General features: G+C 67.5%; 29 protein-coding genes and 1 riboswitch. Of the genes, 11 read left to right on the top strand and 18 right to left on the bottom strand.

Annotation, left to right across the window (positions count from 1 at the left end; all coding sequences use genetic code 11):
• Window positions 1-4 precede the first annotated feature (4 nt).
• From ACZY08_RS08105 to ACZY08_RS08095, 3 genes are read right to left on the bottom strand one after another with little or no spacing between them, the layout of a single operon-like run.
• On the bottom strand, window positions 5-886 hold the full coding sequence (locus ACZY08_RS08105; protein ID WP_463744007.1) for a metal ABC transporter permease: 882 nt from the start codon (window positions 884-886) through the stop codon (window positions 5-7).
• The gene (locus tag ACZY08_RS08100; protein WP_463744006.1) at window positions 886-1,662 is read right to left on the bottom strand and encodes a metal ABC transporter ATP-binding protein; all 777 of its coding nucleotides are present in this window, start codon (window positions 1,660-1,662) and stop codon (window positions 886-888) included. Before ACZY08_RS08100 ends, ACZY08_RS08105 begins: the two co-directional genes overlap by 1 nt.
• The gene (locus ACZY08_RS08095) at window positions 1,662-2,612 is read right to left on the bottom strand and encodes a metal ABC transporter solute-binding protein, Zn/Mn family (protein WP_463744005.1); all 951 of its coding nucleotides are present in this window, start codon (window positions 2,610-2,612) and stop codon (window positions 1,662-1,664) included. Before ACZY08_RS08095 ends, ACZY08_RS08100 begins: the two co-directional genes overlap by 1 nt.
• 57 nt (window positions 2,613-2,669) lie before the next feature.
• Between ACZY08_RS08095 and ACZY08_RS08090 the strand changes: the two genes are divergently transcribed.
• On the top strand, window positions 2,670-3,800 hold the full coding sequence (locus ACZY08_RS08090) for a GTP-binding protein (RefSeq protein ID WP_463744004.1): 1,131 nt from the start codon (window positions 2,670-2,672) through the stop codon (window positions 3,798-3,800).
• Window positions 3,801-4,008: 208 nt separating this feature from the next.
• Here the strand turns inward: ACZY08_RS08090 and aztD are convergent, their stop codons facing one another.
• On the bottom strand, window positions 4,009-5,190 hold the full coding sequence (aztD, locus tag ACZY08_RS08085) for a zinc metallochaperone AztD (RefSeq protein ID WP_463744003.1): 1,182 nt from the start codon (window positions 5,188-5,190) through the stop codon (window positions 4,009-4,011).
• A gap of 98 nt (window positions 5,191-5,288) precedes the next feature.
• Here aztD and bluB point away from each other — a divergent pair, with 98 nt between their 5' ends.
• The 4 genes from bluB (at window position 5,289) to ACZY08_RS08065 (ending at window position 8,471) form a co-directional block, all read left to right on the top strand.
• Window positions 5,289-5,948, top strand: a complete 660-nt coding sequence (gene bluB / locus ACZY08_RS08080) for a 5,6-dimethylbenzimidazole synthase (RefSeq protein ID WP_463744002.1) — start codon at window positions 5,289-5,291, stop codon at window positions 5,946-5,948.
• A gap of 9 nt (window positions 5,949-5,957) precedes the next feature.
• Window positions 5,958-6,719 (top strand): LamB/YcsF family protein, encoded by a 762-nt coding sequence (locus tag ACZY08_RS08075; RefSeq protein ID WP_463744001.1) that lies wholly within the window; start codon window positions 5,958-5,960, stop codon window positions 6,717-6,719.
• Window positions 6,720-6,786: 67 nt separating this feature from the next.
• The gene (locus ACZY08_RS08070) at window positions 6,787-7,746 is read left to right on the top strand and encodes a permease (RefSeq protein WP_463744196.1); all 960 of its coding nucleotides are present in this window, start codon (window positions 6,787-6,789) and stop codon (window positions 7,744-7,746) included.
• On the top strand, window positions 7,743-8,471 hold the full coding sequence (locus ACZY08_RS08065) for a TIGR03943 family putative permease subunit (protein ID WP_463744000.1): 729 nt from the start codon (window positions 7,743-7,745) through the stop codon (window positions 8,469-8,471). The genes ACZY08_RS08070 and ACZY08_RS08065 overlap by 4 nt, the downstream gene beginning before the upstream one ends.
• A 3-nt stretch (window positions 8,472-8,474) precedes the next feature.
• Here ACZY08_RS08065 and ACZY08_RS08060 read toward each other — a convergent pair whose 3' ends face one another.
• The 8 genes from ACZY08_RS08060 to rpmB all read right to left on the bottom strand — a co-directional run bounded on the left by ACZY08_RS08060 (window position 8,475) and on the right by rpmB (window position 13,051).
• The gene (locus ACZY08_RS08060) at window positions 8,475-9,140 is read right to left on the bottom strand and encodes a (2Fe-2S)-binding protein (RefSeq protein WP_463743999.1); all 666 of its coding nucleotides are present in this window, start codon (window positions 9,138-9,140) and stop codon (window positions 8,475-8,477) included.
• Window positions 9,137-9,922 carry an ABC transporter ATP-binding protein gene (locus tag ACZY08_RS08055; protein WP_463743998.1) on the bottom strand — a complete coding sequence of 262 codons (786 nt, stop codon included), beginning with the start codon at window positions 9,920-9,922 and terminating at the stop codon, window positions 9,137-9,139. Before ACZY08_RS08055 ends, ACZY08_RS08060 begins: the two co-directional genes overlap by 4 nt.
• Entirely contained in the window at window positions 9,919-10,935 is a 1,017-nt protein-coding gene (locus ACZY08_RS08050) for a FecCD family ABC transporter permease (protein WP_463743997.1), read from the bottom strand. Before ACZY08_RS08050 ends, ACZY08_RS08055 begins: the two co-directional genes overlap by 4 nt.
• On the bottom strand, window positions 10,935-11,906 hold the full coding sequence (locus tag ACZY08_RS08045) for an ABC transporter substrate-binding protein (RefSeq protein ID WP_463743996.1): 972 nt from the start codon (window positions 11,904-11,906) through the stop codon (window positions 10,935-10,937). The genes ACZY08_RS08050 and ACZY08_RS08045 overlap by 1 nt, the downstream gene beginning before the upstream one ends.
• A 43-nt stretch (window positions 11,907-11,949) precedes the next feature.
• Window positions 11,950-12,082, bottom strand: a riboswitch (cobalamin riboswitch).
• Window positions 12,083-12,346, bottom strand: coding sequence for a 30S ribosomal protein S18 (rpsR, locus tag ACZY08_RS08040; protein ID WP_463743995.1), 264 nt, complete (start codon window positions 12,344-12,346; stop codon window positions 12,083-12,085). It abuts the riboswitch before it with no gap.
• Window positions 12,346-12,651: a 30S ribosomal protein S14 gene (gene rpsN / locus ACZY08_RS08035; RefSeq protein ID WP_463743994.1), complete on the bottom strand. Its 306-nt coding sequence runs from the start codon at window positions 12,649-12,651 to the stop codon at window positions 12,346-12,348. The genes rpsR and rpsN overlap by 1 nt, the downstream gene beginning before the upstream one ends.
• Window positions 12,651-12,815 carry a 50S ribosomal protein L33 gene (rpmG, locus tag ACZY08_RS08030; protein ID WP_029108302.1) on the bottom strand — a complete coding sequence of 55 codons (165 nt, stop codon included), beginning with the start codon at window positions 12,813-12,815 and terminating at the stop codon, window positions 12,651-12,653. The genes rpsN and rpmG overlap by 1 nt, the downstream gene beginning before the upstream one ends.
• Complete coding sequence (gene rpmB, locus ACZY08_RS08025) at window positions 12,815-13,051, bottom strand: 50S ribosomal protein L28 (protein WP_463743993.1); 237 nt, start codon at window positions 13,049-13,051, stop codon at window positions 12,815-12,817. Before rpmB ends, rpmG begins: the two co-directional genes overlap by 1 nt.
• Before the next feature lie 72 nt (window positions 13,052-13,123).
• Between rpmB and mrf the strand changes: the two genes are divergently transcribed.
• The 4 genes from mrf to ACZY08_RS08005 are packed head-to-tail and all read left to right on the top strand — an operon-like array spanning window position 13,124 to window position 16,721.
• Window positions 13,124-14,302, top strand: a complete 1,179-nt coding sequence (gene mrf, locus ACZY08_RS08020) for a ribosome hibernation factor-recruiting GTPase MRF (protein ID WP_463743992.1) — start codon at window positions 13,124-13,126, stop codon at window positions 14,300-14,302.
• Window positions 14,299-14,553 carry a type B 50S ribosomal protein L31 gene (locus tag ACZY08_RS08015; RefSeq protein WP_463743991.1) on the top strand — a complete coding sequence of 85 codons (255 nt, stop codon included), beginning with the start codon at window positions 14,299-14,301 and terminating at the stop codon, window positions 14,551-14,553. Before mrf ends, ACZY08_RS08015 begins: the two co-directional genes overlap by 4 nt.
• A gap of 15 nt (window positions 14,554-14,568) precedes the next feature.
• Window positions 14,569-15,489 (top strand): MBL fold metallo-hydrolase, encoded by a 921-nt coding sequence (locus ACZY08_RS08010; protein ID WP_463743990.1) that lies wholly within the window; start codon window positions 14,569-14,571, stop codon window positions 15,487-15,489.
• Window positions 15,480-16,721: an SLC13 family permease gene (locus tag ACZY08_RS08005; protein WP_463744195.1), complete on the top strand. Its 1,242-nt coding sequence runs from the start codon at window positions 15,480-15,482 to the stop codon at window positions 16,719-16,721. Before ACZY08_RS08010 ends, ACZY08_RS08005 begins: the two co-directional genes overlap by 10 nt.
• Window positions 16,722-16,731: 10 nt before the next feature.
• Here ACZY08_RS08005 and ACZY08_RS08000 read toward each other — a convergent pair whose 3' ends face one another.
• Genes ACZY08_RS08000 through carD form a run of 6 tightly spaced genes read right to left on the bottom strand, consistent with a single transcriptional unit; the run spans window position 16,732 to window position 21,399 of the window.
• Complete coding sequence (locus ACZY08_RS08000; protein ID WP_463743989.1) at window positions 16,732-17,352, bottom strand: GIY-YIG nuclease family protein; 621 nt, start codon at window positions 17,350-17,352, stop codon at window positions 16,732-16,734.
• Window positions 17,353-17,355: 3 nt separating this feature from the next.
• Window positions 17,356-18,297, bottom strand: coding sequence for a 23S rRNA (guanosine(2251)-2'-O)-methyltransferase RlmB (gene rlmB, locus ACZY08_RS07995; RefSeq protein ID WP_463743988.1), 942 nt, complete (start codon window positions 18,295-18,297; stop codon window positions 17,356-17,358).
• A complete protein-coding gene (cysS, locus tag ACZY08_RS07990; RefSeq protein ID WP_463743987.1) occupies window positions 18,298-19,734 on the bottom strand; it encodes a cysteine--tRNA ligase in 1,437 nt (478 codons plus the stop codon).
• A 19-nt stretch (window positions 19,735-19,753) separates the two neighbouring features.
• On the bottom strand, window positions 19,754-20,230 hold the full coding sequence (gene ispF, locus ACZY08_RS07985; RefSeq protein ID WP_463743986.1) for a 2-C-methyl-D-erythritol 2,4-cyclodiphosphate synthase: 477 nt from the start codon (window positions 20,228-20,230) through the stop codon (window positions 19,754-19,756).
• On the bottom strand, window positions 20,227-20,907 hold the full coding sequence (gene ispD / locus ACZY08_RS07980; protein ID WP_463743985.1) for a 2-C-methyl-D-erythritol 4-phosphate cytidylyltransferase: 681 nt from the start codon (window positions 20,905-20,907) through the stop codon (window positions 20,227-20,229). The genes ispF and ispD overlap by 4 nt, the downstream gene beginning before the upstream one ends.
• Window positions 20,908-20,910: 3 nt before the next feature.
• Entirely contained in the window at window positions 20,911-21,399 is a 489-nt protein-coding gene (carD, locus tag ACZY08_RS07975) for an RNA polymerase-binding transcription factor CarD (protein ID WP_003930663.1), read from the bottom strand.
• A 273-nt stretch (window positions 21,400-21,672) separates the two neighbouring features.
• On the opposite strand from carD, the gene ACZY08_RS07970 reads away from it, so the two are divergent.
• Both ACZY08_RS07970 and radA read left to right on the top strand, forming a co-directional pair.
• Window positions 21,673-22,248, top strand: coding sequence for a copper chaperone PCu(A)C domain-containing protein (locus ACZY08_RS07970; protein WP_463743984.1), 576 nt, complete (start codon window positions 21,673-21,675; stop codon window positions 22,246-22,248).
• Between the two features lie 66 nt (window positions 22,249-22,314).
• Complete coding sequence (gene radA / locus ACZY08_RS07965) at window positions 22,315-23,706, top strand: DNA repair protein RadA (RefSeq protein ID WP_463743983.1); 1,392 nt, start codon at window positions 22,315-22,317, stop codon at window positions 23,704-23,706.
• The last annotated feature ends 79 nt before the right edge of the window (window positions 23,707-23,785 follow it).

Genomic DNA, 23,785 nt, shown 5'->3' with positions numbered 1-23,785 from the left:
GAGGCTAGTTGATCGCCGAACCCCTCACCCGGTCAACCGTCCACACCGCCAGCCAGATTCCGCACGCGATCGTGACGATCACGAAGCTCGGCGGCATGTTGAAGATCGCCGAGACCGCGAGCCCCGCCCAGACCGACAGCACGCTGATCGCGGTCGAGATCGTCATCGCGAGAATCGGTCGGGCCGTCACCATGATTGCCGTCGCGGCCGGCGTGACGACCAGTGCGAACAACAGCAGCGTGCCCACGGCCAGCACCGCCATCGTCACCGCGATCCCCAACAGCACCATGAACAGCACCGACAACGCGCGGACCGGCACCCCTTTGGCCTCGGCCACCTGTGCGTTGACCGACGCGAACAGCAGTGGGCGGAAGACGAATACGACCGTGGCGGCCAACACCACCAGCAGCGCGGTGAACATCAGCAACTGCTGATGGGTGATGGCCAGCAGGTTGCCGAACAACACATTGGTCAACGTGGACGAATTCTTGGTGGCCAGCGAGTTGAAGAACAGGCCGAAGCCGGTGGCCAGGGCCAGCACCGTGCCGGTGGCCACCTCGCGGTCGTGGGCCCGGCTGCCCAGCGCCCCGATGACCAGGGCTCCGCCGACGCAGAACGCCCCGAGCCCCAACCCGACCGGAAGCCCGAGCAGCGCCGCGCCCGTGGCACCGGGCAGACCGATGTGGGCCAACGCATGGGCGGCGAACGCGGTATTGCGCACGATGACGAAATAGCCGATCAGCCCGGCCGCCAGCGCCACCAACGTGCCGCCGATCAACGCGTTACGCATGAACGCCGACGTCAGGATCTGCCACCAGTTGTGCTGGTAGCCCAGTGCCAGATTGCCTTGGGCGAACGTTCCAGCAGCAATCAGACCCGCCGGCATCAGACGCTCCTCATGTACATCTGCCCCAGCGGGGTGTTGGCCACCTGCACCTGGGTCCCGTAGAGGTGCGTCAGCAGGTCGGCGTCCACCACCTCGTCGATGGCGGCGTGGTGGGCATGCCCGTCGAGCAGATAGATGGCGCTGTCGAGCACGCTCAGCAGAGGGTTGAGGTCATGCGCGACAACGAGAATCGTCACGCCCAGGTCCCTGTTGAGTTTGGCCAGCAACTGCACGATCTCGTGCTGGTTGCGCAGGTCGAGCGCGGCCAACGGCTCATCGAGGATCAGCATCTTCGGATGTCCGACAAGGGCACTGGCCAGGGCGATGCGCTGCCGTTGACCTCCGGACAGCTCCGACAGCCGCATGGTCGCGAACCCGGTCGCCTCGACCCACTCCAAAGCCTCGTCGACCCGGGCCCGCTCGGCCGTCGAGGTGCGGGTGAAACCCCAACGCCGGCCGGTGAGCCCGAGGGTCACCGCACCGCGGGCCCGGATGGCCTCCCCGGCACCTGCCGCGTAATCCTGAGGGACGTAACCGATCAGATCGTTGTGTTCACCGGGCGCCCCGCCGAGCACTCGCACCGCCCCCGAGGCCGCAGGCAACAGGCCCAGCACGACCTGCAGCATCGTGGACTTGCCGGACCCGTTGGAGCCGATCAGCGCGACGATGCCACCGGTCGGGATCTCAAAGGTGCCCTCCGACCAGATCAGCCGGCCCCCACGCACAGCGCTGACGTCGTCGAAGACGAGGGCCGGTGGTTGGGCGGTGTCCGGCACTAGCTCTGGATCCCGAGCGCCTTGGCGAGCGCAGTCAGTTGGTTCACCTGCCAAGCCTCGAACGAATCCGCTCCGGGCGCGACCGTTTCGGTGACATCGACCACCGGAATTCCGGCGCTCTCGGCGGCAGCCCGTACCTGTTTGGGCAGCGAGCCCTCGGTCTGGGTGTTGTAGATCAGCACATCGACCCCGTGATCGGCGAGCAGACGCAGGAATGCGTCCAAATCTGCCGGCGAGGGGTCGGTCTCGTTGGACGAGGCGGCCTGGTAGCCCGCCGGTGTCTGGTTGACCAGGCCGACGGCGGCCGCCATGTCGTCGAACACCGCTTCGGTGGCTGCGTAGCGCTTACCGGGGGCCTTGGTCTTGATGTCGGTGATCAGCTGTTGGTAAGGCTGCATCGAGGTGGTGAACTCGGCGCGCCGCTGCGCAAAGTAATCGCGCGCGTCGGGAGCCAACTGGCCCAGTTCCTCGGTCAGTGTGTCGGCGACGCCGGTCACCGCGGCCGGGTTGTACCAGGCGTGCGGGTTGGCCGAGGGCTCGCCGGACTGTCCGACGGCCTGCAGGACGATGGCATTCGGCGCGGTGCTCTGGGCCAGCTTGGCCGCCCACTCGTCGTAGTGCCCGCCGTTGATCACGACCAGCTGCGCGCCCTCGAACTTGGCTGCGTCCGCGGGCGAGGGCTCGAAGTCGTGCGGATCTACCGACGAACCCGCCAGCACAGTCGTCACCTTCGCGCAGTCACCGCCCAGTGCGGACACGATGTCGCCCCACTGGTCGACGCTGACGACCACGTTGACCGGTGTGGTCACGCAGTTTCCGGCGGACTCAGGTTGTCGGGCCTCGTCGGAGCCGCAAGCGGCGAGGGCGAATGGGGTGGCCAGCAGCAACGCAGCGGCCGCGGCGCGAAGATTCGGGGGCAGGAGCACGGCGATAACGATAACCGTTTGCATTAGCCGATGCACGCCCGCATGATGATTTATTGAAAATCATTTTCAACAAGGAGTGCGATGCCCGACCTGCTGCCCGTCACCGTCCTGTCCGGCTTTCTCGGCGCCGGCAAGACCACGCTTCTCAACCACATCCTGGCCAACCGCGACGGCCGGCGCGTCGCCGTGATCGTCAACGACATGAGCGAGGTCAACATCGACGCCGCGCTCATCGCCGGGCAGGGCCACCTCGACCGAACCGAGGAGAAGCTCGTCGAGCTCACCAACGGCTGCATCTGCTGCACCCTGCGCGAGGATCTGGTGGAGGCGGTCGGCGCGCTGGCGCGACAGAACCGGTTCGACCAGTTGGTCATCGAGTCGACCGGTATCTCCGAGCCCATGCCGGTCGCAGCCACCTTCAGCTGGGAATTCGAGGACGGATTCAGCCTCGGCGCGCTGGCCCGGTTGGACACGCTGGTGACCGTCGTCGACGCATCGACGTTTCTGACGGAGATCGTTCGCGGCGAAGGGCTCGCCGACCGGGATCTGGCTGCCGGCGAGAGCGATGCCCGCAGCATCGCCGACCTTCTCACCGATCAGGTGGAGTTCGCCGACGTGATCCTGCTCAACAAGACCGACCTGGTGAGCCCCGCGACCCTCGACACCGTCCAAACGCTGCTTCGCAGGCTCAACCCGACCGCCAAGCTGATCCGCACCGACCACGGCGTCGTCGATATCGGCGAGGTGCTGGGAACCGGATTGTTCGATCCGGAGGCCGCTGCCCAGACCCCGGGTTGGGACGAAGAGCTTGCGATGGGCCACGCACCCGAGACCGAGGAGTACGGCATCAGCTCGATGACCTTCCGCTCCGATCGGCCGTTTCACCCCCAGCGCCTCGGCAACGCGCTCGGTCAGGTGACAAGGGTGTTGCGCAGCAAGGGATTCTGCTGGATCGCGAGCCGCCCGACGATCGCTGCCATCTGGTCGCAGGCCGGCCCGAACCTGGCGATCGAACCGGCGCAGTACTGGTCGGGCACCGAGATCGCGCCGGGCCAGGAGATCGTGTTCATCGGAATCAAGCTCGACCGGGACAAGGTCCACCGGCTACTCGAGGGGGCGCTGCTGACCGATACCGAACTGGCGGAGGGCAAGCAGGCCTGGGTTGGCTATCCCGATCCGCTACCGGCCTGGAATGTCACCCACGCGCACTGAGCGGTTTAGGGCAGTCATAGCCCGACGGGCGTCGGCCACCTCCGACTCGGGGGTCCCATCGAAACTGAAGCCAGGGCAACATCGGCGCTGTTTCCGTCCCTGAGTGCAATCTCGTTGCCGCGTCGAGCCTTTGGCCTACGCGCGGGTAACGCTGTGGCGGAGATCTGCACCCAGAACCGCCACAGCGTTACCCACGCGAAGCTTGCGGCTAGTGCGCGTGCCCCATCACACCGCCGAGCTCATTGGGCGCGTGCTCCAGTGTCACCGAGATGCCTTTCTCGCCGGATTCGACGTCAACGGTGTGTATCTGCCTGGTGGCGGGGTCGGTGACATACACGTCGTGACCGCGGGCGAATACGCTCGGCTGTGGCTGCTGCCAGTCGTCGGGTTCAGTCCACGGCCCGGCCACGGCGATGGTTTTGATGGTGCGCCCGGATGCCGGGTCGACAACGTAGAGCTTGCCGTCGGTGCCCAGGATCAGCGCCTCCGCGTGCGGGCCCCGCGCCAGCGACCGGAACGAATAGCTGACCGACTGCGGGAGAGGCACCAGGCGCAGCTTGCCCGTCTGGGTGTCGACGAGGGCGAACCGGTTCGGCCGCTCTAGTTCGGCATCGGGATCGACTTTGTAGTCACCAAGCGCCACCGGCGAACCTTCATGTCCGCGAACCGTTCCCACCCGGCCGTAGGCGTCCGGAGCGGCGATCTTCGCGAAGGCTCCGTCGGCGTAGATCAATACGCCGTTCTCGCAACCGAATACGAAGGTGGAGGTGTCGACGACAGCTCCTCCGTGAATGCCCGGGCACTCGTTGTTGCGGGCGATCTCACGATCGGAGGCGTCGAAGGCAACCGCACCGCTGCGCTCGTCGTGATTGCCTTCGCTACGCACCCAACTCCCATCGTCCAGCACCGCCGCGACGCCGTGATGAGGCTGTGGCGCCTTCCTGATCTCCGGTGCCGACTTCGCGATGTCGTGCGGATCGAGCACCGTGATCTCGCCTGACCCGTCAGCGAACAGCACGGTGTGTTCACCGTGCGCGACAACGTGACCGGGCTCTTCGGCCACGAACGTGGTGTCGGTCAACTCGCCCGCCGAGGCGTCGAGCAACCGAAAACCCTGCTCGGTGGACACCAGCACGTGCGCATCGTCGCCCGCCGGGTTGACCCGCAAGAACCCCTCCAGCGGAACGTCGGCCCTGACCTGAAGGCTGTTGCCGTCCAACACGTACAGCCCGCCGTCGTAGGTGACCACCAGCGGATCGGCTATCGGTTCGTGCGCTGCCTGCGGCGTCTCGCCACCACCACAACCGGTCAGCGCCACCGCCAGCGCCAGGGCGCCGCCCGTTGCGAGAACCCTCGATGAGTTCGGCACTCGTTCTCCATCCTCGTGCATCGCGTCGATCAAGTCCCCAAACTCTTATCATTAATGACATTCATTTTCAATAAGACGGGATGCTCGGCACATCCGGCGGCCCACCTAAGCTCGGACCCGTGTCTGAGCACGCCTTCAACCCCGACGAGCGCCGCGCCGTCTACCGGGCCATCGCCGAACGTCGCGACATGCGCCGGTTCGTCCCCGGCAGCACGGTGGCGCCCGACGTCCTCGGCCGGCTGCTGCAGGCCGCCCACGCGGCACCGAGCGTCGGCCTGATGCAGCCGTGGCGATTCATTCGCATCACCGACGACGCGCTGCGCGGCAAGATCCACGCCCTCGTCGACCAGGAACGCATCCACACCGCCGACGCACTCGGCTCCCGCGGCGACGAATTCCTCGCCCTGAAGGTAGAAGGCATCCTCGACTGCGCCGAACTGTTCGTCGTCGCCCTGGGCGAGAACCGTGACCGGCACATCTTCGGCCGCCGCACACTGCCCCAGATGGACCTGGCCTCGGTGTCCTGCGCCATCCAGAACATGTGGCTGGCCGCGCGCGCCGAAGGCCTCGGCATGGGCTGGGTGTCAATCTTCGAGCCGCTACCGCTCGCACAGTTGATGGGAATGCCCGACGGCGCCGAACCGGTGGCGATCCTGTGCCTCGGCCCGGTGCCCGAGTTCCCCGACCGGCCGGTGCTGGAGATCGAGCACTGGACCGTTGGACGCCCACTGCCCGAATTCGTGGCCGAGAACGGCTGGCCGACCGACGCATCGCCTTAGGCTGGACGGATGACCGCCTCCGTCGACCTCAACGCCGATCTGGGCGAGAGCTTCGGGGCGTGGAAACTCGGTGACGACGAGGCCATGCTGAGCCTGGTCACCAGCGCCAACGTGGCCTGCGGTTTCCACGCCGGGGATCCGACACTGCTGCTGCGCACCTGTCGTGAGGCCGCGGCCAGGGGCGTACGCGTCGGCGCCCAGGTGAGCTACCGGGACCTGGCCGGATTCGGCAGGCGGTTCATCGACGTCGCACCAGAAGACCTGACAGCCGACGTGATCTATCAGATCGGCGCGCTCCAGGCCATCGCTCATGCGGCGGGGACGACGGTGACGTACGTGAAACCCCATGGCGCGCTGTATAACACGATTGTCAGCCACCCCGAGCAGGCCGCCGCGGTGGCGGCCGCAGTGCACGCCGTCGACGCCGGCCTGCCGGTACTCGGCCTGTCGGGATCGGTGTTCTTCGAGGAGGCCGAGCAACGCGGGCTGCGCACCGTGGCCGAGGCGTTCGCCGACCGCGCCTACCGATCCGACGGCACCCTGGTGTCACGACGCGAACCTGGGGCAGTGCTGCACGAACCCTCAGAGATCGCCGAGAGGGTGGCCTCGATGGTCGTCGCCGGCCAGGTGACTGCGGTGGACGGTTCTGTCATCGGAGTGAAACTGGAATCTGTTTGTGTGCACGGTGATTCGCCGGGTGCGGTGGAGATCGCCACGGCAGTGCGTGACCGCATGATCTCCGAAGGGGTCGAGCTGAGGGCGTTCACCTGACAGATTCGCCTGGCATGATGGCCGCGTGGTGGCGAATCCGGCGGTGACGCGGTGGCGGCCGAGTTCCATGCAGGTTCTCGTGTTCGGAATCATCGCGTTGGCACTGGCGGGCAACACCTTGCGGGCGTTCGTCGAGGGCACTCCCGATGTGGCGACGGCAGCCACGGTGTTCTGCGGCGTGTTCGTCCAAGCGCTGCCGTTTCTGGCACTCGGCGTGGTGATCAGCGGGCTGATCGCGGTTTTCGTCACGCCCGAGCGGCTGGCCCGCTGGCTTCCCCGACGTCGGAGCGCGGCGATCCTGGCTGCCGGTGTCGGCGGCGCGGCGCTGCCCGGTTGCGAATGTGGTTCGGTGCCGGTGGCGCGCCGACTTTTCGGCGACGACACCCAGGATGGCACCGTGGGTGCGGCGGCGCTGACGTTCATGCTCGCCGCACCCGCCATCAACCCTGTCGTGCTGGTGGCCACCGCCGTCGCATTCCCCGGCCACCCGCAGATGGTGGCCGCCCGGTGTGGGGCATCGCTGTTCACCGCGCTGATCATGGGAGCGCTCTGGGCCAGGTTCGGCAGCCCGGAGTGGATCACCCGCCGCCTGCCGAGGTCGCACGACGGTGAGGGTTCACGGTGGGCCGTCTTCACCGAAGCCGCGCGTCACGACTTCCTTTCGGCGGCCTCGTATCTGGTGGTGGGTGCGGCTGCCGCGGCCGCCCTTCACGTGTTGGTTCCGCCCTGGGTGTACGAGCATCTGGCAGGGCAGATCGTGCTGGGAGTGATCACCATGGCGGCGCTGGCGGTGGTGCTGGCGTTGTGTTCGGAAGCCGACGCATTCGTCGCAGCCAGCCTCACCATGCTGCCGCTGCTGCCCCGACTGGTGTTCCTGGTGGTTGGGCCGGCGGTCGACATCAAGCTGTTCGCGATGCAGGCCGGAATGTTCGGCCGTGCGTTCGCCGTCCGGTTCGCACCCACCACCTTCGTGGTCGCCACGCTGGTGGCGACCGGCGTCGGCCTGCTGATTCTGGGACCGCAGTGAGCCGCGAGACCGAGAACGCACTGCTGCTGCTGATCGGGGTCAGCACCGCGATCATCGCCATCACCGGCACGTTCACCCGTTACGTCAAGCCAGGGCTGTTGCCTTACCTGGCCGTCACGGCGGTGCTGCTCATCGCGCTGGCCCTCGCTGCGATCGTGCGCGATATCCGGCACGGCCGCCGCGACGACGATAGCGAGGACGGCACCCACCAAGCTCACGATCACCCGCACTCCCCCGGCGTCGCATGGCTACTGCTCATCCCGATCGCGCTGCTGGCCTTCGTCGTACCGCCCGCGATACGTCCCGGCGCCGCATCGGTGACCGCGGTGTCCACCGATGTGCTGCGCCGTCCGTTTCCGCCCCTGCCCGACGGCACTGCTCCGGAGATCTCCCTGCCCGACGTATTGATCCGCGTGGCACAGGACTCCGCGGGCACCCTCGACAACCGCACGATCACCGTCACCGGTTTCACCATGAGCGACGGCGACCGGAGCGACCTGGCCCGGGTGGTGATCATCTGCTGCGCGGCCGATGCTCAACTGGCCCGCATTCGTCTCTCCGGACCGGCGGCGGCCCAATTGGCCGGCTATCCGGACAACACCTGGATCAAAGTGGTCGGCACGATTCCTGCGGGACAAAGCGATTCGAGCCGACAGGCCATCCCGATGATGACGGCGGTCAGCGTGACTCGCACCGATCCCCCGGCGCATCCCTACGCCTACTGATACCTAACCGCGTGGTCTCGTGAGGGAACAGTCACCGCAGTTCGATCCGCCGGGTACCCGGTAGAAGAGGCAACAGCTGCGTCGCCGGAAAGTGAGACCGCTCAGGTCTCCGGTGCCGGCCAGATCCTCGGTGGACAAGAGGGTTTCGGTGACCGCGATGACCTCGTCGCACAATTCCGGGCTGACGCGGGTCAGCTCATGCGCGGCTGCCACCAAAGCGGCCGCGGCATTGCCGTAGAGCAGCCGCGGCGCCATCTTGACCCGCAGCCCGTCGGCCAGCGGTTCGAGGTGCTCAGTGACCACCCTCCGGTACAGCTCCCGCGCGGTGGACTGTCCGGGCTCGACGGGTTCGCCGACCGGCACCGGCAGCCTGAGCTCGGTGCCGGAAGTATGGCGTTGCAGATCGGTGAGGTCGGGCAGCACGCCGTGGCGCAGGGCGCAGGCCAGCAGCGGGGACCACAGCCGCGAGGCATGACTGAACTGCACCAGGGAGGCACCGACCCGAAGATCCGTCGTGCGGTATCCGGCGGCGGTTTTGGCGACGAGGTCGGCGCAGCCCTCGTCATAGCAGCGTTGCACCGGGATCCAGTCGGTCGGATCGCCGCCGACAGTGATCGCGAAGAACCCTCCGTACGAGGCGATCTCGCCGAGTTGCGCATCGATGTTCACCGCCTCACCGCCACCTTTGGCGCGACGGTGACCTGCGGCCTGCCGGTATCGGGATCAAGGGCGATCCTGGCCTCGACCTCGTACACCTCGGACAGCAAGTCCTCGGTGAGTACCGCTGCCGGTGTGCCGGCGGCGACCAGCCCGCCACCGTCGAGCACGCAGATCCGATCGCAGTATGCCGCAGCAAGATTGAGATCGTGCAGCGCGGCGATCACCGTCGCACCGGTCTGCCGCAGCAGATGCAGGGCCTCGTGTTGATGACGCAGATCCAGGTGGTTGGTGGGTTCGTCGAGCACGATGACGTCGGTGCGCTGCGCGAGCGCGCGGGCGATGAGCACGCGTTGCTTCTGCCCTCCCGACAGCCGCCCGTAATCGGTTCCGCCCAATTCGGCGATGTCCAGTGCCGACAACGCCGCACCGATGATCTCGCGGTCCTCGACGTTGTCGGCCTCGAAGGATCGCTTGTACGGAGTCCGCCCCATCGCCACCATGTCACACACGGTGAGCCCGAAATCGCCAGTCGCTTCCTGCAACACCGCGGCGACGCGGCGCGCGGCCTGCTTGCCCCGCAGCTTCCACACGTCGGCGCCGTCGACCAGAACCCGGCCGGCACTCGGCCGCTGCGCCCGGTACAACGTGCGCAGCAGTGTGGTCTTGCCCGCGCCGTTGGGACCCACGACGGCCAGCATCTCACCCGGGGCGACCGACAACGAGACGTCGGCGATCAACGGCCTGCCGTGCACCGACACCGAGACCGTCTCGAACGACACCCGCGCCGTCACGTCTCCGCCTTCCGCCGCATCAACCAAAGGAAGAACGGCCCGCCGACCAGCGCGGTCAGAATCCCCACCGGCAGTTCCTCCGGTGCGGCCACGGTCCGAGCCACGATGTCGCACAGCACCAGAAACGCTGCGCCCAACATCGCGGCGGCCGGCAGCGCCCGGCGGTGATCGGCACCGACCAGCAGACGCACCACATGCGGCATGATCAGCCCGACAAACCCGATCGTGCCACTGACCGCGACCATGGCTCCGACCATGAGCGCCACGACGACGAACATTCCCGCCCGGAACCGGTGCACGTCCAGCCCGAGCGAGGCCGCCGCCTCCTCACCGGTGTAGAGCAGGTTCAGCGACCTGGTGACGGCCAGCAGGACAACGACGCCGACGAGTACCGCCACCGCGGGCACCCAGACCATGCGCCAGGTGGTGCCGCCGAGCCCGCCGAGCATCCACCGCACGGCCGCCTGGGTCTTGTGCGGATCGTCGGAGGTGACGATCAGCAGACTGGCCACCGCGGACAGCACTTCGGCCACCGCCACGCCGGCCAGGATCAACCGCGCGGTCGTCATGCGCCCGCCCGAGCGGGCCAGGAAGTACACCGCGACGAGCGCAAGGAAGGCGCCGAGGAAGGCCGCCAGCGGCACGGTGAACGCCTGCAGCGCACCGGCGCCGAACACCAGAATCACCACGGCACCGACCGATGCCCCCGAGGAGACACCCAACAGCATGGGATCGGCGAGCGGATTGCGCACCACGGCCTGCAGTGCCATGCCGCACGCCGCCAGACCGGCCCCGACCACTGCGCCCAGCACGACCCGGGGCAGCCGGGCGTCGAGCACGATGGATTCCCGTACCGCAGGCCAACTCTGCTCGACGAGACCCGGATGCACGGAGTGCACCACGATGGCCCACACCTGCCCCGGCGGGATGGACACCGAACCGATTGCGACACCGGCGGTCATCGCCATCACCAACACCCCGGCCAGCGCAGCGAGGGTCAGCCGGTAGGGCATCACACAAACCGGTCCGGATGCAGCTGCCGGGCCAGGGCGTCCACCGCCCGGCTTACCCGGACCCCAACCACCACCGACGACAACGGGAGCACCGCGAACCGCTGCTGAACAACAGCCGGAACATGCTGCAGCAGAGGGTGTTCGGTGAGGAATCGCTTCTTGTCGGCGACCGGCTGGTCTCCGTAGTCATAGATCACGATGACCTCAGGCGCCCGCTCGGCGAACTGCTCGAACGACACGTCGCCCCACACCTTGGGCACATCGGCGAACACGTTGACACCACCGGCGGCCTCGATCATCAGGTTTCCGATGCCCTTGCCGCCCGACGTGAACACCGTCGCCTCGCCGCTGTCGTAGACCGCGACCCGCACGGGCTGCACGCCGCGCAGCTTCGCCTCGGCCTGCGTCAGCTCACGATGAAGCTTCTCGATCTGTTGCTCGGCCCGGTCGTTGATGCCGAAGATTGTTCCGATGCTTCGGATTTCGTCATCCACCGTGGATATCGTGACGGGCTCGGACCGGCAATCTTCGATGTTGAGGTAGGTGTGAACCCCGGCGTCGGTCAGCCGTTGTCTGCCGCGGCCCTCCTTCTCGTCGAACGCGCTGTCCCAGCCGCCGTAGATGAAATCGGGTTCGACGGCCAGCAGCGACTCATAGGACGGATACTCCTGGGCCAGCACCGGAACGCTGTCGTAGGCGGCCTGATATTCGGGCAGGATCCGGTCGTCGAGGTAGGACGTGCCGACCATGGAATGCTCCAGGCCCAGCGCCAGCAGCGTCTCGATCGCATGCTGATTGAGCGCGACGGCACGGGTCGGCGGCCGGTCGTATGTGGTGCTGACACCGCAATTGTCCACGGTCACCGGGAATCCCGGCGGGACGTTGCCCGCGGTCTCAGGCGCTGTGGTCGAGGCGCACCCCGATACCAGTAGCGCCGACGCCAGTCCGGCGATCAGCCAACGAGCACCCATGGGCGTACCCGTCCTCTCCGGGGAGATCCGCCCCAGTACGTGCGAGGTGGCGACTGCGGTGCGTATCTGGCTCTCGACTACCAGCAAGGCTGGTCGATCGATCACAGTGGCGGGACCGCGCCGGATTCACACCGGCTTCCACGATCCGCAGTCGCCCTATCGCCGTCGATGGTAGATCAGGCCGGGCCGGCGAACGGCAGCAGCGCCATCTCCCTGGCGTTCTTGATCGCCGTGGCGACCTGGCGCTGCTGCTGCGGGGTGAGCCCGGTGATGCGCCGGGACCGGATCTTGCCCCGCTCGCTGATGAAAGTGCGTAGTAGGTGGACGTCTTTGTAGTCGACCTCGGTCACGCCGAGGGCGGTCAGCTGATTGCGCTTCGGCTTCTTGAGATCGGCGGCCGGGGGGCGCTTCTTGTTGTTCTTCCTGGAATTGGCCGCCATCACCAGCTCGACTTCCGCACGCCGGGCAGTTCACCGCGGTGCGCCAGTTCGCGCACGCGGACCCGCGACAACCCGAATTTGCGTAGGTGCCCTCGCGGGCGGCCGTCGACCGCGTCGCGATTGCGCAGCCGCACCGGACTCGAATCACGGGGCAGGCGTTGCAGCGCCGATACGGCGGCGGCCCGCTGCGCCCGTGAGGTAGCGGGATTCCGGATGGTCTCCTTGAGCTCGGCCCGACGTTCGGCGTAGCGCTCCACGAGTTTCCGGCGCTGCTCGTTCTTGACGATCTTGGATCGCTTGGCCATCAGCGTTCCTCGCGGAAGTCGACGTGACGGCGGACGACGGGGTCGTACTTGCGCAGCACGATCCGGTCCGGGTCGTTGCGGCGGTTCTTGCGGGTGACGTAGGTGTAGCCCGTCCCCGCGGTCGATTTCAACTTCACAATCGGCCGGATATCGGTGCTGGCCATCAGATCTTCTCCCCTCGGCTACGCAGGCGGGCCACCACGGCCTCGATGCCGTCGCGGTCGATCACCTTGATTCCCTTGGCGCTGACCCGAAGTCGGATCCGGCGGCCCTCGCCTGCCAGGTAGTAGGTCTTGTTCTGAATGTTGGGGTTCCAGCGTCGGCGGCTGCGCTTGTGCGAGTGCGACACCGTATTGCCGAACCCGGGCGAGCGCCCGGTGACTTGGCAGTGGGCAGACATCGGTCTCCTTCGGATGGGGTAGCCTTACGATAATGATAATCGTTTTCAACAACAAATTCTCAGGGAGGTGCCGTGCGAACCCCTGTGGTGCTGATCGCCGGCCAAGGTGACAGCGACGGCGTAGCGGAAGAGTTGGCACGCAGGCCCGGAACAGTGCTGGTGCGCCACGCCTTTGACGGCCAGGTGGTCCTGCGGACCGTGTCCGACAACGGTGGGACATCCGAACTCGCGCTCGAGCTCGCCCACGGTTGCGTGTCCTGCACGGTCCGCGACGACCTGCTGATCCTGTTGCGACGGCTGCACCGTCGAGGCGACGTGGAGCGCATCGTCGTGCAGTTGATGCCGTGGCTCGAGGCAGAGGCGGTGTGCTGGGCGATCAACACCATCCGGGTGCACGTCGGGCCCGGTTACATCGACGGACCCGCCGCCAGGGACGTCGCGATCGACGCGGTGATCGCGTGCCTGGACGCGACGGTCTGGCTGCAACAGTCCGTCGGCGACGAGGAACTCCCCGACGGACGCACGGTCGCCCAGGTGGTCGTCGGTCAGGCCGAGTTCGCCGACATGCTGGTACTCAACGAGCCCGACGCCACCACACTGGCAGTGCTGCGCCGGCTCGCACCTCGCGCCCGCATCACCGTGGGCCCCGACCACGTCGAGCTCGGCCTCGCCCATCTGGAGCCGAACAGCCGGCGCGGACGCACCGCCACTCCGCACGATCCACTCCTGGCCGGCGAACCCCCGCTGGAACCCGACGACGAGGTCATCATCGTCGAATTCGCCGCGCGCCGGCCGTTTCACCCGCTGCGTCTGCACGACGCCGTAGACCTCCTGCTCGACGGCGTGGTGCGCACCCGCGGCCGGGCCTGGCTGGCCAACCGCCCGGCCGATGTCATGTGGATCGAATCCGCCGGCGGCGGAATGCACTTCAGCAACGCCGGAAAGTGGCTGGCGGCAATGGATTCCACCGAGCTGGCCTATACCGACCCGGAACGCCTGGCAATGGCCGCGATCGATTGGCACCACAAGTTCGGCGATCGTCACGTATCGCTGACGGTCCTGGCCTGCGGCGCCCGGCCCGGCGATGTCATCGATGCATTACGCGGCGCACTGCTCACCGACGACGAGCTGGCGCGGCCCGAGCAGTGGACCGACTACCCCGACCCCTTCGGCGATTGGCACGAAGAACCCTGCCAGCCCGGAATCGACGAACCGGCTACATCCGCATATCAGGAAGGGGAATCCCAGTGAAACCAGCAATCCACCCCGACTATCACCCCGTGGTGTTCCAGGACGCCTCGACCGGCACCCAGTTCCTCACCCGGTCGACGGCAACCAGTGAGCGCACCATCGAGTGGCCCACCCCGGACGGGATCCAGGCCTACCCGCTGATCGTCGTCGACGTCACCAGCGATTCACACCCGTTCTGGACCGGGTCGGCCCGCCATATCGACTCGGCCGGACAGGTGGAGAAGTTCCGGCGGCGTTACGGCCGCCGCTAGCCATAGGGTGGGGCCATGCGGCTCAAGCCCGGCAGGCCCGCCCTGGCCCCCTATGCGCGGTATTTCGATGCGCCGGCGGCCACACCGCAATCCGCGGTCACGGTCACCTGGGCCGGGGTCAGCACCCTGCTGGTGACCGACGACTCCTCGGCCGTGCTGACCGACGGGTTCTTCTCCCGGCCGGCGCTGCCGAGCGTTGTCCTGGGCAAGCTGGCACCGTCACTGCCCCGCATCGACGGCAGCCTGGCCCGCCTGGGCGTCGACAAGCTCGAAGCGGTGCTGCCGGTGCACACCCACTTCGACCACGCCATGGATTCGGCTGTAGTGGCCGAGCGCACCGGTGCCCGACTGGTGGGCGGCACGTCGACCGCTCAGGTCGGCGCCGGGGGCGGACTGGCACCCGATCGGATCGTCACGGTCACCTCCGGTGAAGCCGTCCCCCTGGGCAGCTACGACGTGACGCTGTTCGAATCCGAGCACTGCCCACCAGATCGCTTCCCCGGCGTCATCACCGCACCCGTCGTGCCGCCGGTGAAGGTCTCGGCGTACAAGTGCGGTGAGGCCTGGTCCGCCCTGGTGCACCATCGGCCGAGCGACCGCCGCCTACTGATCATCGGAAGCGCCGGCGCGGTGCCGGGCGCCCTTGACGGGCAGCGGGCGGAGGTCGTGTACCTCGGAATCGGCCAGCTCGGGCTGCAGTCCGAGCAGTATTTCGAGAGCTACTGGACCCACACGGTGCGTGCGGTCGGGGCACGTCGGGTGGTGCTGATCCACTGGGACGACTTCTTCCGCCCGCTGCACAAGCCGTTGCGCGCCTTGCCGTATGCCGGTGACGACCTGGATGTTTCGATGCGGCTGCTGACCAGGCTGGCAGAGCAGGACGGGGTGAGCCTGCACCTGCCGGCCGTGTGGGAACGGTCCGACCCCTGGCGCTGACCTTCGCGCTCGTCGCGCTGGCCGTGGTCCTGGCTTTCGCGATGGCGCGCCCCAACGGCTGGCCCGAAGCAGTCGCGGCGGTGCCCGCCGCCGGACTGCTCATCGCGTTCGGGGTGACCTCGGGAGCCGACGCCCTGGCCGAGGTGAATCACCTGCTACCCGTGGTCGGCTTCCTGGCGGCCGTCCTGGTGCTCGCCCACCTCTGTGACGACGAGGGACTGTTCCACGCCGCGGGCACGCTGATGGCGCGCGCCAGCAGGGGCGATTCCCGGCGGCTCCTGACCCGGGTGTTCGTCATCGGGGCGACGACGACGGCCGTGCTGAGCCTGGATGCGACCGTGGTGCTGCTGACGCCCGTGGTGCTGGCCACTGCCCGCGCCCTGGCGATACCGCCCCGGCCGCATGCCTACGCCAGTGCGCATCTGGCCAACTCCGCGTCGCTGTTGTTCCCGGTGTCGAATCTGACCAACCTGTTGGCCTTCACGGTGGCGGGGTTGTCCTTCACCCAGTTCAGTGCGGTGATGGCGCTGCCCTGGCTGGCCGCGATCGGCGTCGAATTCGTCCTACTGCGTTGGCTTTTCCGCCAAGAGTTGAATCGGCCGGCCGCCGAGGTGGCGCCGCCGCCACCCGAGGTTCCGGTGTTCGTGCTCGTGGTGCTGGGTTTGACGCTGGCGGGATTCGTCATCACCTCAGTCATTGACGTGTCCCCCGCGTGGGCGGCACTGGCCGGGGCGGTCGTGCTCGGTGTGCGCAGTCTGGCCCAGCGCCGCAGCACGATCGGCGGCATCGCACGCGCGGTAAACGTGCCGTTCCTGGCGTTCGTGCTGTGCCTCGGTGTGGTGGTGGACGCCGTCGTGCAGAACGGCCTCGGCGACGTCATGCGCGGGGCGCTTCCGGCCGGGGACTCGTTGCCCGCGCTGTTGGGCCTGGCGGCACTGGCGGCCGTGTTGGCCAACCTGGTCAACAACCTGCCCGCAGTGCTGGTGCTGCTTCCGTTGGTGGCCGGCGCCGGACCGGCCGCCGTCTTGGCCGTGCTGATCGGAGTCAACGTCGGCCCCAACCTCACCTACGTCGGCTCGCTGTCAAACCTGCTGTGGCGCAATGTTGTTCATCGCGAAGGGCTGCCGGCGCGTTTCACCGAGTTCACCCGCGTGGGGCTGGTCACCGTGCCGTTGACCCTGGTGACCTCGGTATTCGGATTGTGGCTCGGCCTGCGCCTTTTCGGCGGTTAGCAGGTCGGGCTCACCACTCTTTGAGCACGCGCAGCTTGTTCGCGTTGTTCATCGCGACGCGCCGCAGGCGCTTCAGTTCCGGGTAGAAGGCATTGCTCTTGTTGGCCTCCTGGCCGTTGAGCGGCAGATCGAACGCGGCGATCAGTTTGTCCTCCACGAACCATGGCTCGGGGTGAATCATCCACGACACCAGGGCATTCTCGGCCATCCACTGGGTCAAAACGGATTCTCCGGCGGCAAAGGTCCGCTTGTCGCCAGCGCCGATACGGCGCAACTTGAAGCCGAGCTCGTCGGAGAGCAGGATGCCGAGCGTCTTACGCAGCGTCGAGCCCTCAGCGGTGGCGTTGGCGGCGCCGTAGTGGTACTTCACCCGCTTGCGCAGATTCTGAGTGCTCGGCGGCTTCCCGCTCACCGGCGGTCTGGTGGGGCTGATCCCGACGTAGAGAAGTGTCAGGCCGTCGCGCTGCTCACACGCCGAAGCGTCGATGCCCGCAGGTACGGTGCGAAACCACCAACCGTAGGCACCGGATTCGTCGGGAACCGGGCACGGCTCGCTGAACACTTCCTCCCGGCTGAACGGCCGAGAGGCGAGAAAGCCTGCCGGGCTGCTGGCGCTTCGCCCTTTTGACATCGGCTAACTCCGGCGCTGACGGGCGATCTCGGCCAGCACCACACCGGCCGCGACCGAGGCATTCAGCGACTCCGTCGGCCCCGCCATCGGGATCGACACCACCGCATCGCAGTTCTCCCGCACCAGCCGGGACAGGCCCTTGCCCTCCGAGCCGACGACCACGATCATCGGGCCGGTGCCCTCAAGCTCGTCGAGCGAGGTGTCGCCACCGGCATCCAGACCGACTATCTGCAGACCGGCATCGGCGTAACTCTTCAGCGTCCGAGTCAGATTCGTCGCCCGCGCCACCGGCGTACGGGCCGCAGCCCCGGCGCTGGTGCGCCACGCCACTGCCGTCACCGACGCCGAACGTCGCTGTGGGATCACCACGCCGTGTCCACCGAACGCGGCCACCGAGCGCACGATGGCACCCAGGTTTCGCGGATCGGAGATGTTGTCGAGGGCCACCATGAGAGCGGGCTCCCCGGAACTGCGGACCGTCTTCAGCAGATCGTCCGGATGTGCGTAGTTGTAGGGCGGAACCTGCAACGCCAGTCCCTGGTGCAGCGCATTGGAGCTCATCCGGTCGAGGTCGTGGCGCTGCACCTCAAGGATCGAGATACCGCGGTCAGCGGCGATCTGGACGGATTCGGTGAGGCGCTCATCGGCTTCGGTACCCAGCGCGACATACAGCGCGGTGGCCGGAACCTTGGCCCGCAGGCACTCCACCACCGGGTTGCGGCCGAGCACCAACTCGGTGTCGTCGGTCTTCTTGTGCCGGCCCTGCGCCTGACGCGCCACCTTGGCGGCCTTCTTGGCAGCCGGATGGTGCGGACGCTGATCCGCGCGGGGTGTGGCCCCGCGGCCCTCCAGCCCACGGCGACGCACACCGCCGGACCCGACCGTCGGTCCCTTCTTCGTCCCCGGCTTGCGCACTGCGCCGCGCCGCTGCGAATTCCCGGCCATCTATGCTCCGTTCCCGTCCACCAGTGCCCACTGAGGACCGTCAGCGGTGTCGGTTACCTCGATGCCGGCCGCTTTGAGCCGATCTCGGATGGCGTCGGCCGCCGCCCAGTCCCGGTTGGTCCGGGCCTCTGCCCGGCCTGCCAATGCCCACTGCACCAGTTCGTCCACCGCGGCCAGCGCAGCCGACGTCTCGTCGCGGGACTCCCAGCGCTCATCAAGCGGGTCACAACCCAGGATGCCCATCATCGCCCGGATCGCGGTGGCCTGCGACATCGCGCCCTCGTGATCACCGGCATCGAGGGCACGGTTGCCCTCGGCCCGCGCGGCATGCACCTCGGCGAGCGCGATCGGCACCGCGAGGTCGTCGTTGAGTGCGGCGGCGAACTTCGGCGTCCAGTCGCCGACGGCAACGGCGCCGACCCGGTTACGCACCCGGTGCAGGAAGTCCTCGATGCCGCTGTACGCCTTGACCGCGTCCTGCAGCGCGTTCTCGGAGAACTCCAGCATGGACCGATAATGCGCGCTGCCCAGGTAGTAACGTAGCTCGGCAGCCCGAACCCGTTGCAGCACAGCAGGAATCGAGAGCACGTTCCCCAGCGACTTGCTCATCTTCTCGCCGCCCATGGTGACCCAGCCGTTGTGCAGCCAGTACCGGGCGAAGCCGTCACCCGCGGCCTGCGCCTGGGCGATCTCGTTCTCGTGGTGCGGGAACACCAGGTCCATTCCGCCGGCGTGGATGTCGAACTCCGCGCCCAGGTAGGCCTCGCACATCGCCACGCACTCGGTGTGCCAGCCGGGGCGACCCCGACCCCACGGCGTCGGCCACGACGGCTCGCCCGGCTTGGCGCCCTTCCACAGCGTGAAATCACGCTGATCGCGCTTTCCGGTCGCCGCACCCTCACCCTGGTGTACATCGTCGATCCGGTGGCCGGACAGCGCGCCGTAATCGGGCAGGCTCAGGACGTCGAAGTAGACGTCGCCGCCCGCGGCATAGGCGTGGCCCTTCTCGATCAGCCGGTCGATGAGCTCGACCATCTGGGTGATGTGGCCGGTGGCACGAGGCTCGGCCGACGGCGGGAGCACCCCCAGCGCGTCATACGCGGCGCTGAACGCCCGCTCGTAGGTCGCGGCCCACTCCCACCAGGGCCGGCCCGCATCGGCAGCCTTGTTGAGGATCTTGTCGTCGATATCGGTGACGTTGCGGATGAACGCAACGTCATATCCATTGGCGGTCAGCCAGCGGCGCAGCACGTCGAACGCGACTCCGCTACGGACATGACCGATGTGCGGCAGGCCCTGGACGGTGGCACCGCACAGGTAGATCGAAGCGTGCCCCGGCCGCAGCGGTACGAAGTCTCGTACGGCACCCGCCATGGTGTCGTACAGCCGCAAATCGGAGGCAAACCCCGACGCGACGGCTTGAGCGCGATCGGTCACGACGTGCCAGCTTACCGGCCTATTCCGCAGGAACCACCAAAGCGCTGGCTATCGCGGCCAATCCTTCACCGCGGCCGGTCAGACCGAGGCCGTCGGTAGTGGTGGCCGACACCGATACCGGCGCCCTGATCAGCTCGGAGAGCAGCCGCTGGGCCTCCTCCCGCCGCGGCCCGATCTTGGGCCGGTTGCCGACCACCTGCACCGTGGCATTGCCGATCTCGAAGCCCGCCGTCTCGACCAACCCGCGGACATGCCGCAGCATGTCGGCGCCGGTGACTCCCCGCCATTCCGGCCGGTCGGTCCCGAACACTCCGCCGAGGTCGCCGAGGCCCGCCGCGCTGAGCAGCGCGTCACACAATGCATGGGCAGCGACGTCGCCGTCGGAATGGCCGGCGCAGCCGTCGGCGCCTTCGAATTCCAAGCACAGCAGCCAACACCGGCGTCCCGGCTCGATCGGATGGACGTCGGTACCCAGCCCGACCCTGGGAATGCTCACGTGGCACGCGCCATGACGGCCTCGGCGAGCAACAGGTCCAGCGGCGTCGTGATCTTGAATGCCATCGGATCGCCCTCGACGATCTGAACCGGCGTACCGATCTGTTCGACGAGCGAGGCGTCATCGGTGACCACACCGGCCCCCGCCCGTTCATAGGCGCGGCGCAATACGTCTGTGTGGAAGCCCTGCGGGGTCTGTACCGCCCGCAGACCGGCCCGCTCGGGCGTACCCAGCACCGCGCCGTTGGCGTCGACGGCCTTGATGGTGTCGGCCAGCGGAAGGCCGGGTACGACGGCAGCGTGCCCCTCAGCCAATGCCGCAACCACCCGGGCGATCAGCGAAGGAGGGGTCAGTGCCCGGGCAGCGTCGTGCACGAGGACGAAATCGACGTCGCCTGAGGCTGCTACCGCATCCAAGGCCAGCGCCACCGATTCGGTTCGGTCGGCTCCCCCGGCCACGATCTGCGCACGCCCACCGAAGACCAAGGTGGCCTCATCGGTGAGCGCGGGCGGAACCGCGACCACGACCTTGTCGATCACCCCTGAGGCCAGCAACCCGTCGAGGGCGTGCTCCAAGAGCGGTTTGCCCCCCAGTTTGACGAACGCTTTGGGTCTACCCGCGCCTAGCCGCTCACCTGAGCCGGCGGCCGGGACGACCGCGACAGTTGTTGCCACCACGCGTCAGGACGCGGCGGCCAGAACCTCGTCGAGGATGGTCGATGCCTTGGCGTCATCGGTGTTCTCGGCCAGCGCAAGCTCGCCGACCAGAATCTGCCGGGCCTTGGCCAGCATTCGCTTCTCACCCGCGGACAGACCGCGTTCCTGATCGCGACGCCACAGATCCCGGACAACCTCGGCAACCTTGTTCACGTCACCGGAGGCCAGCTTCTCGAGATTGGCCTTGTAGCGGCGCGACCAGTTGGTCGGCTCTTCGGTGTGCGGAGCCCGCAACACCTGGAAAACCTTGTCGAGACCTTCCTGGCCCACGACGTCGCGGACACCGACATACTCGGCGTTGTCTGCGGGTACTCGAACGGTCAGATCCCCTTGGGAAACCTTCAGGACGAGATATTCTTTCTGCTCGCCTTTGATAGTCCGGGTTTCGATCGCCTCGATCAACGCAGCACCGTGGTGTGGATAGACGACGGTGTCTCCGACCTTAAAAATCATCTGATTCGAGCCCCTTTCGCTAGTCCATCCTAACACGGGCCCAGATCACACGTGCACCAACTATGCAGGTCAGGGGCACTGCAGGTGAAGAACAGGGGTTGACATGGTGACGAAACCGTGCAACCACCCGGCGCGCCGAGCACCCGAAACGGCTGCCCCCGCAAAGGCGTTGCGGGCCCGAGACGGCCGTAGCCGAGCCCTCGCATTCCGCCGGCCGACGCCACCTACTACTGTGCATAGTCGAAGTACGCCGACCCAGCTCAGGAGGCTTGAGTGAACCGCTTCGCAATGCGTGCCTCGGCCGGTCTCGCCGCATGTGGCCTGACCGCAGCCGTTCTCACCGGGTGCAGCGCAGGCCAGGTCTCCCAGACGGCGACCCAGGAGCCCGCAGTCAACGGCGCCAGCGCACAGTCCGGCGCAATCGCACTGCGCAATGTGCACCTGCGCGCGCCGCAGCAGAAGGACTACGTCGAGCCCGGCTCCGAGGCCGAACTGCTGTTCGTCGCGGCCAACGGATCCACCGAGAAGGCCAACAAGCTCGTCTCGATCACAACCACTGTCGGCGACGTGGCACTGACCGGGGACCAGACCATCCCGGCGGGCGGCGTCCTCGTGGTGGGCGAGCCCGACGGCCAGCTGAAACCGCTGGAGAAGACCGAGGCCGCCGACGCCGTCACCGCGAAGGTCAACCTGACCAAGCCGCTCACCAACGGCCTGCTCTACGACTTCACGTTCAAGTTCGAGAACGGTGAGACCACTGTCGCCGTGCCGATCTCGGCAGGCGAAGCGCCACGGCGCGACAAGTCCGGCGAGTCTCCTGCCGAGGGCGGCGAAGCCGGCGGTCACTGACCCGAGGCCCCTGCCGACCGGCGGTGCCTGACCGCCGATGTCGGCGGCAGCCGTTACTGTCACGGCGTGGCCGCTTCGAAAATACGTTCGCAATACCGCTGCTCGGAGTGTCAGCACGCCACCCCGAAATGGGTGGGCCGCTGTGCAAATTGCGGCACCTGGGGCACGGTCGACGAGGTATCGGTGCTCGCTTCGGTGGGCAGCTCAGTCCGCCGCTCGGTGGCCCCTACCTCACCCGCCGTGCCGATCTCCTCGATCGATCCGGGCATCACCCGGCATTACCCGACCGGGGTCAGCGAGCTGGATCGCGTTCTCGGCGGCGGCCTGGTGGCCGGCTCGGTCACGCTGCTGGCCGGAGATCCCGGCGTCGGCAAGTCCACCCTGCTCCTCGAGGTCGCCAATCGGTGGGCGCACACCGGCCGCCGCGCGCTGTACCTGTCCGGTGAGGAATCCGCGGGCCAGATCCGGCTTCGCGCCGAACGCACCGGCTGCACGCACGACAACGTGTATCTGGCAGGCGAATCCGATCTTCAGATCGCACTGGGCCACATCGACGAGGTCAAACCCAGTCTGGTGGTGGTGGATTCGGTGCAGACCATGTCCACCACCGAAGCTGACGGGGTGACCGGCGGGGTCACGCAGGTGCGCGCGGTGACCACGGCGCTGACCGGCTATGCGAAAACCGCTGTCGGGGACCCGGCGGTGGCCATGATCCTGGTCGGGCACGTGACGAAGGACGGCGCCATCGCGGGCCCGCGTTCCCTGGAGCATCTGGTCGATGTGGTGCTGCACTTCGAGGGGGATCACACGTCGAGCCTGCGCATCGTGCGCGGGGTCAAGAACCGGTTCGGGGCCGCCGACGAGGTCGGCTGTTTTCAGATGCACGACAACGGGATCGAGTGCGTGAGCGATCCGTCCGGTCTGTTCCTCGACCAGCGTCCGGCAGCAGTTCCCGGCACCGCAGTCACCGTCACCCTGGACGGCAAGCGCCCGATGATCGGCGAAATACAGGCGCTGGCCGTACAGCCGGCCGGCCCGCCGCGGAGGGCGGTCAGCGGTGTCGACTCGGCCCGCGCGGCGATGATCAGCGCGGTGCTGCAGACGCGCTGCGCACTGCCGATCGGCGGCCACGACCTTTACGTTTCGACCGTCGGCGGCATGCGGCTGACCGATCCGTCCTCGGACCTGGCCGTGGCGGTGGCCATCGCGTCGGCCTACCTCGACATCGCGTTGCCGATGAACGCCGTGGTGATCGGGGAGGTGGGGCTGGTCGGTGATCTGCGCCGGGTCACCGGCATCGACCGCAGGCTGGCCGAGGCCGCACGGCTGGGTTTCACGATTGCCGTGGTGCCGCCCGGCGTCACCAGCGCGCCCGCTGGGCTGCGCGTCATCACCGTCGATCACATCGGGGCGGCATTGCGGGCACTCAAGGACATCGCGATTGCCAGCAATCAATAGGATCACGATTGCGGGCAATCAATAGGATCACGGACAATAGCGGCCGACCCAAGGAGAATTGATGGCCGTGAACTCCGGT

This window comes from Mycobacterium sp. IDUB_9 (assembly GCF_055419505.1).
Note: the sequence above shows the minus strand (reverse complement) of the source record. Positions and strands in the feature narration are given on the sequence as shown.

Bases quoted from the DNA above. Each gene is read 5' to 3' on its own strand.
- rlmB (WP_463743988.1), bottom strand. From the start codon at position 18,297: ATGGCCGGGAATTCGCAGCGGCGCGGCGCAGTGCGCAAGCCGGGGACG.
- ACZY08_RS08045 (WP_463743996.1), bottom strand. From the start codon at position 11,906: ATGGGTGCTCGTTGGCTGATCGCCGGACTGGCGTCGGCGCTACTGGTA.
- carD (WP_003930663.1), bottom strand. From the start codon at position 21,399: ATGATTTTTAAGGTCGGAGACACCGTCGTCTATCCACACCACGGTGCT.
- ACZY08_RS08095 (WP_463744005.1), bottom strand. From the start codon at position 2,612: ATGCAAACGGTTATCGTTATCGCCGTGCTCCTGCCCCCGAATCTTCGC.
- ACZY08_RS08050 (WP_463743997.1), bottom strand. From the start codon at position 10,935: ATGCCCTACCGGCTGACCCTCGCTGCGCTGGCCGGGGTGTTGGTGATG.
- ACZY08_RS08075 (WP_463744001.1), top strand. From the start codon at position 5,958: ATGACCGCCTCCGTCGACCTCAACGCCGATCTGGGCGAGAGCTTCGGG.
- rpmB (WP_463743993.1), bottom strand. From the start codon at position 13,051: ATGTCTGCCCACTGCCAAGTCACCGGGCGCTCGCCCGGGTTCGGCAAT.
- aztD (WP_463744003.1), bottom strand. From the start codon at position 5,190: ATGCACGAGGATGGAGAACGAGTGCCGAACTCATCGAGGGTTCTCGCA.
- ACZY08_RS08090 (WP_463744004.1), top strand. From the start codon at position 2,670: ATGCCCGACCTGCTGCCCGTCACCGTCCTGTCCGGCTTTCTCGGCGCC.
- ACZY08_RS08000 (WP_463743989.1), bottom strand. From the start codon at position 17,352: ATGTCAAAAGGGCGAAGCGCCAGCAGCCCGGCAGGCTTTCTCGCCTCT.
- ACZY08_RS08105 (WP_463744007.1), bottom strand. From the start codon at position 886: ATGCCGGCGGGTCTGATTGCTGCTGGAACGTTCGCCCAAGGCAATCTG.
- rpsN (WP_463743994.1), bottom strand. From the start codon at position 12,651: ATGGCCAAGCGATCCAAGATCGTCAAGAACGAGCAGCGCCGGAAACTC.
- rpsR (WP_463743995.1), bottom strand. From the start codon at position 12,346: ATGGCGGCCAATTCCAGGAAGAACAACAAGAAGCGCCCCCCGGCCGCC.
- rpmG (WP_029108302.1), bottom strand. From the start codon at position 12,815: ATGGCCAGCACCGATATCCGGCCGATTGTGAAGTTGAAATCGACCGCG.
- ACZY08_RS08070 (WP_463744196.1), top strand. From the start codon at position 6,787: ATGCAGGTTCTCGTGTTCGGAATCATCGCGTTGGCACTGGCGGGCAAC.
- ACZY08_RS08010 (WP_463743990.1), top strand. From the start codon at position 14,569: ATGCGGCTCAAGCCCGGCAGGCCCGCCCTGGCCCCCTATGCGCGGTAT.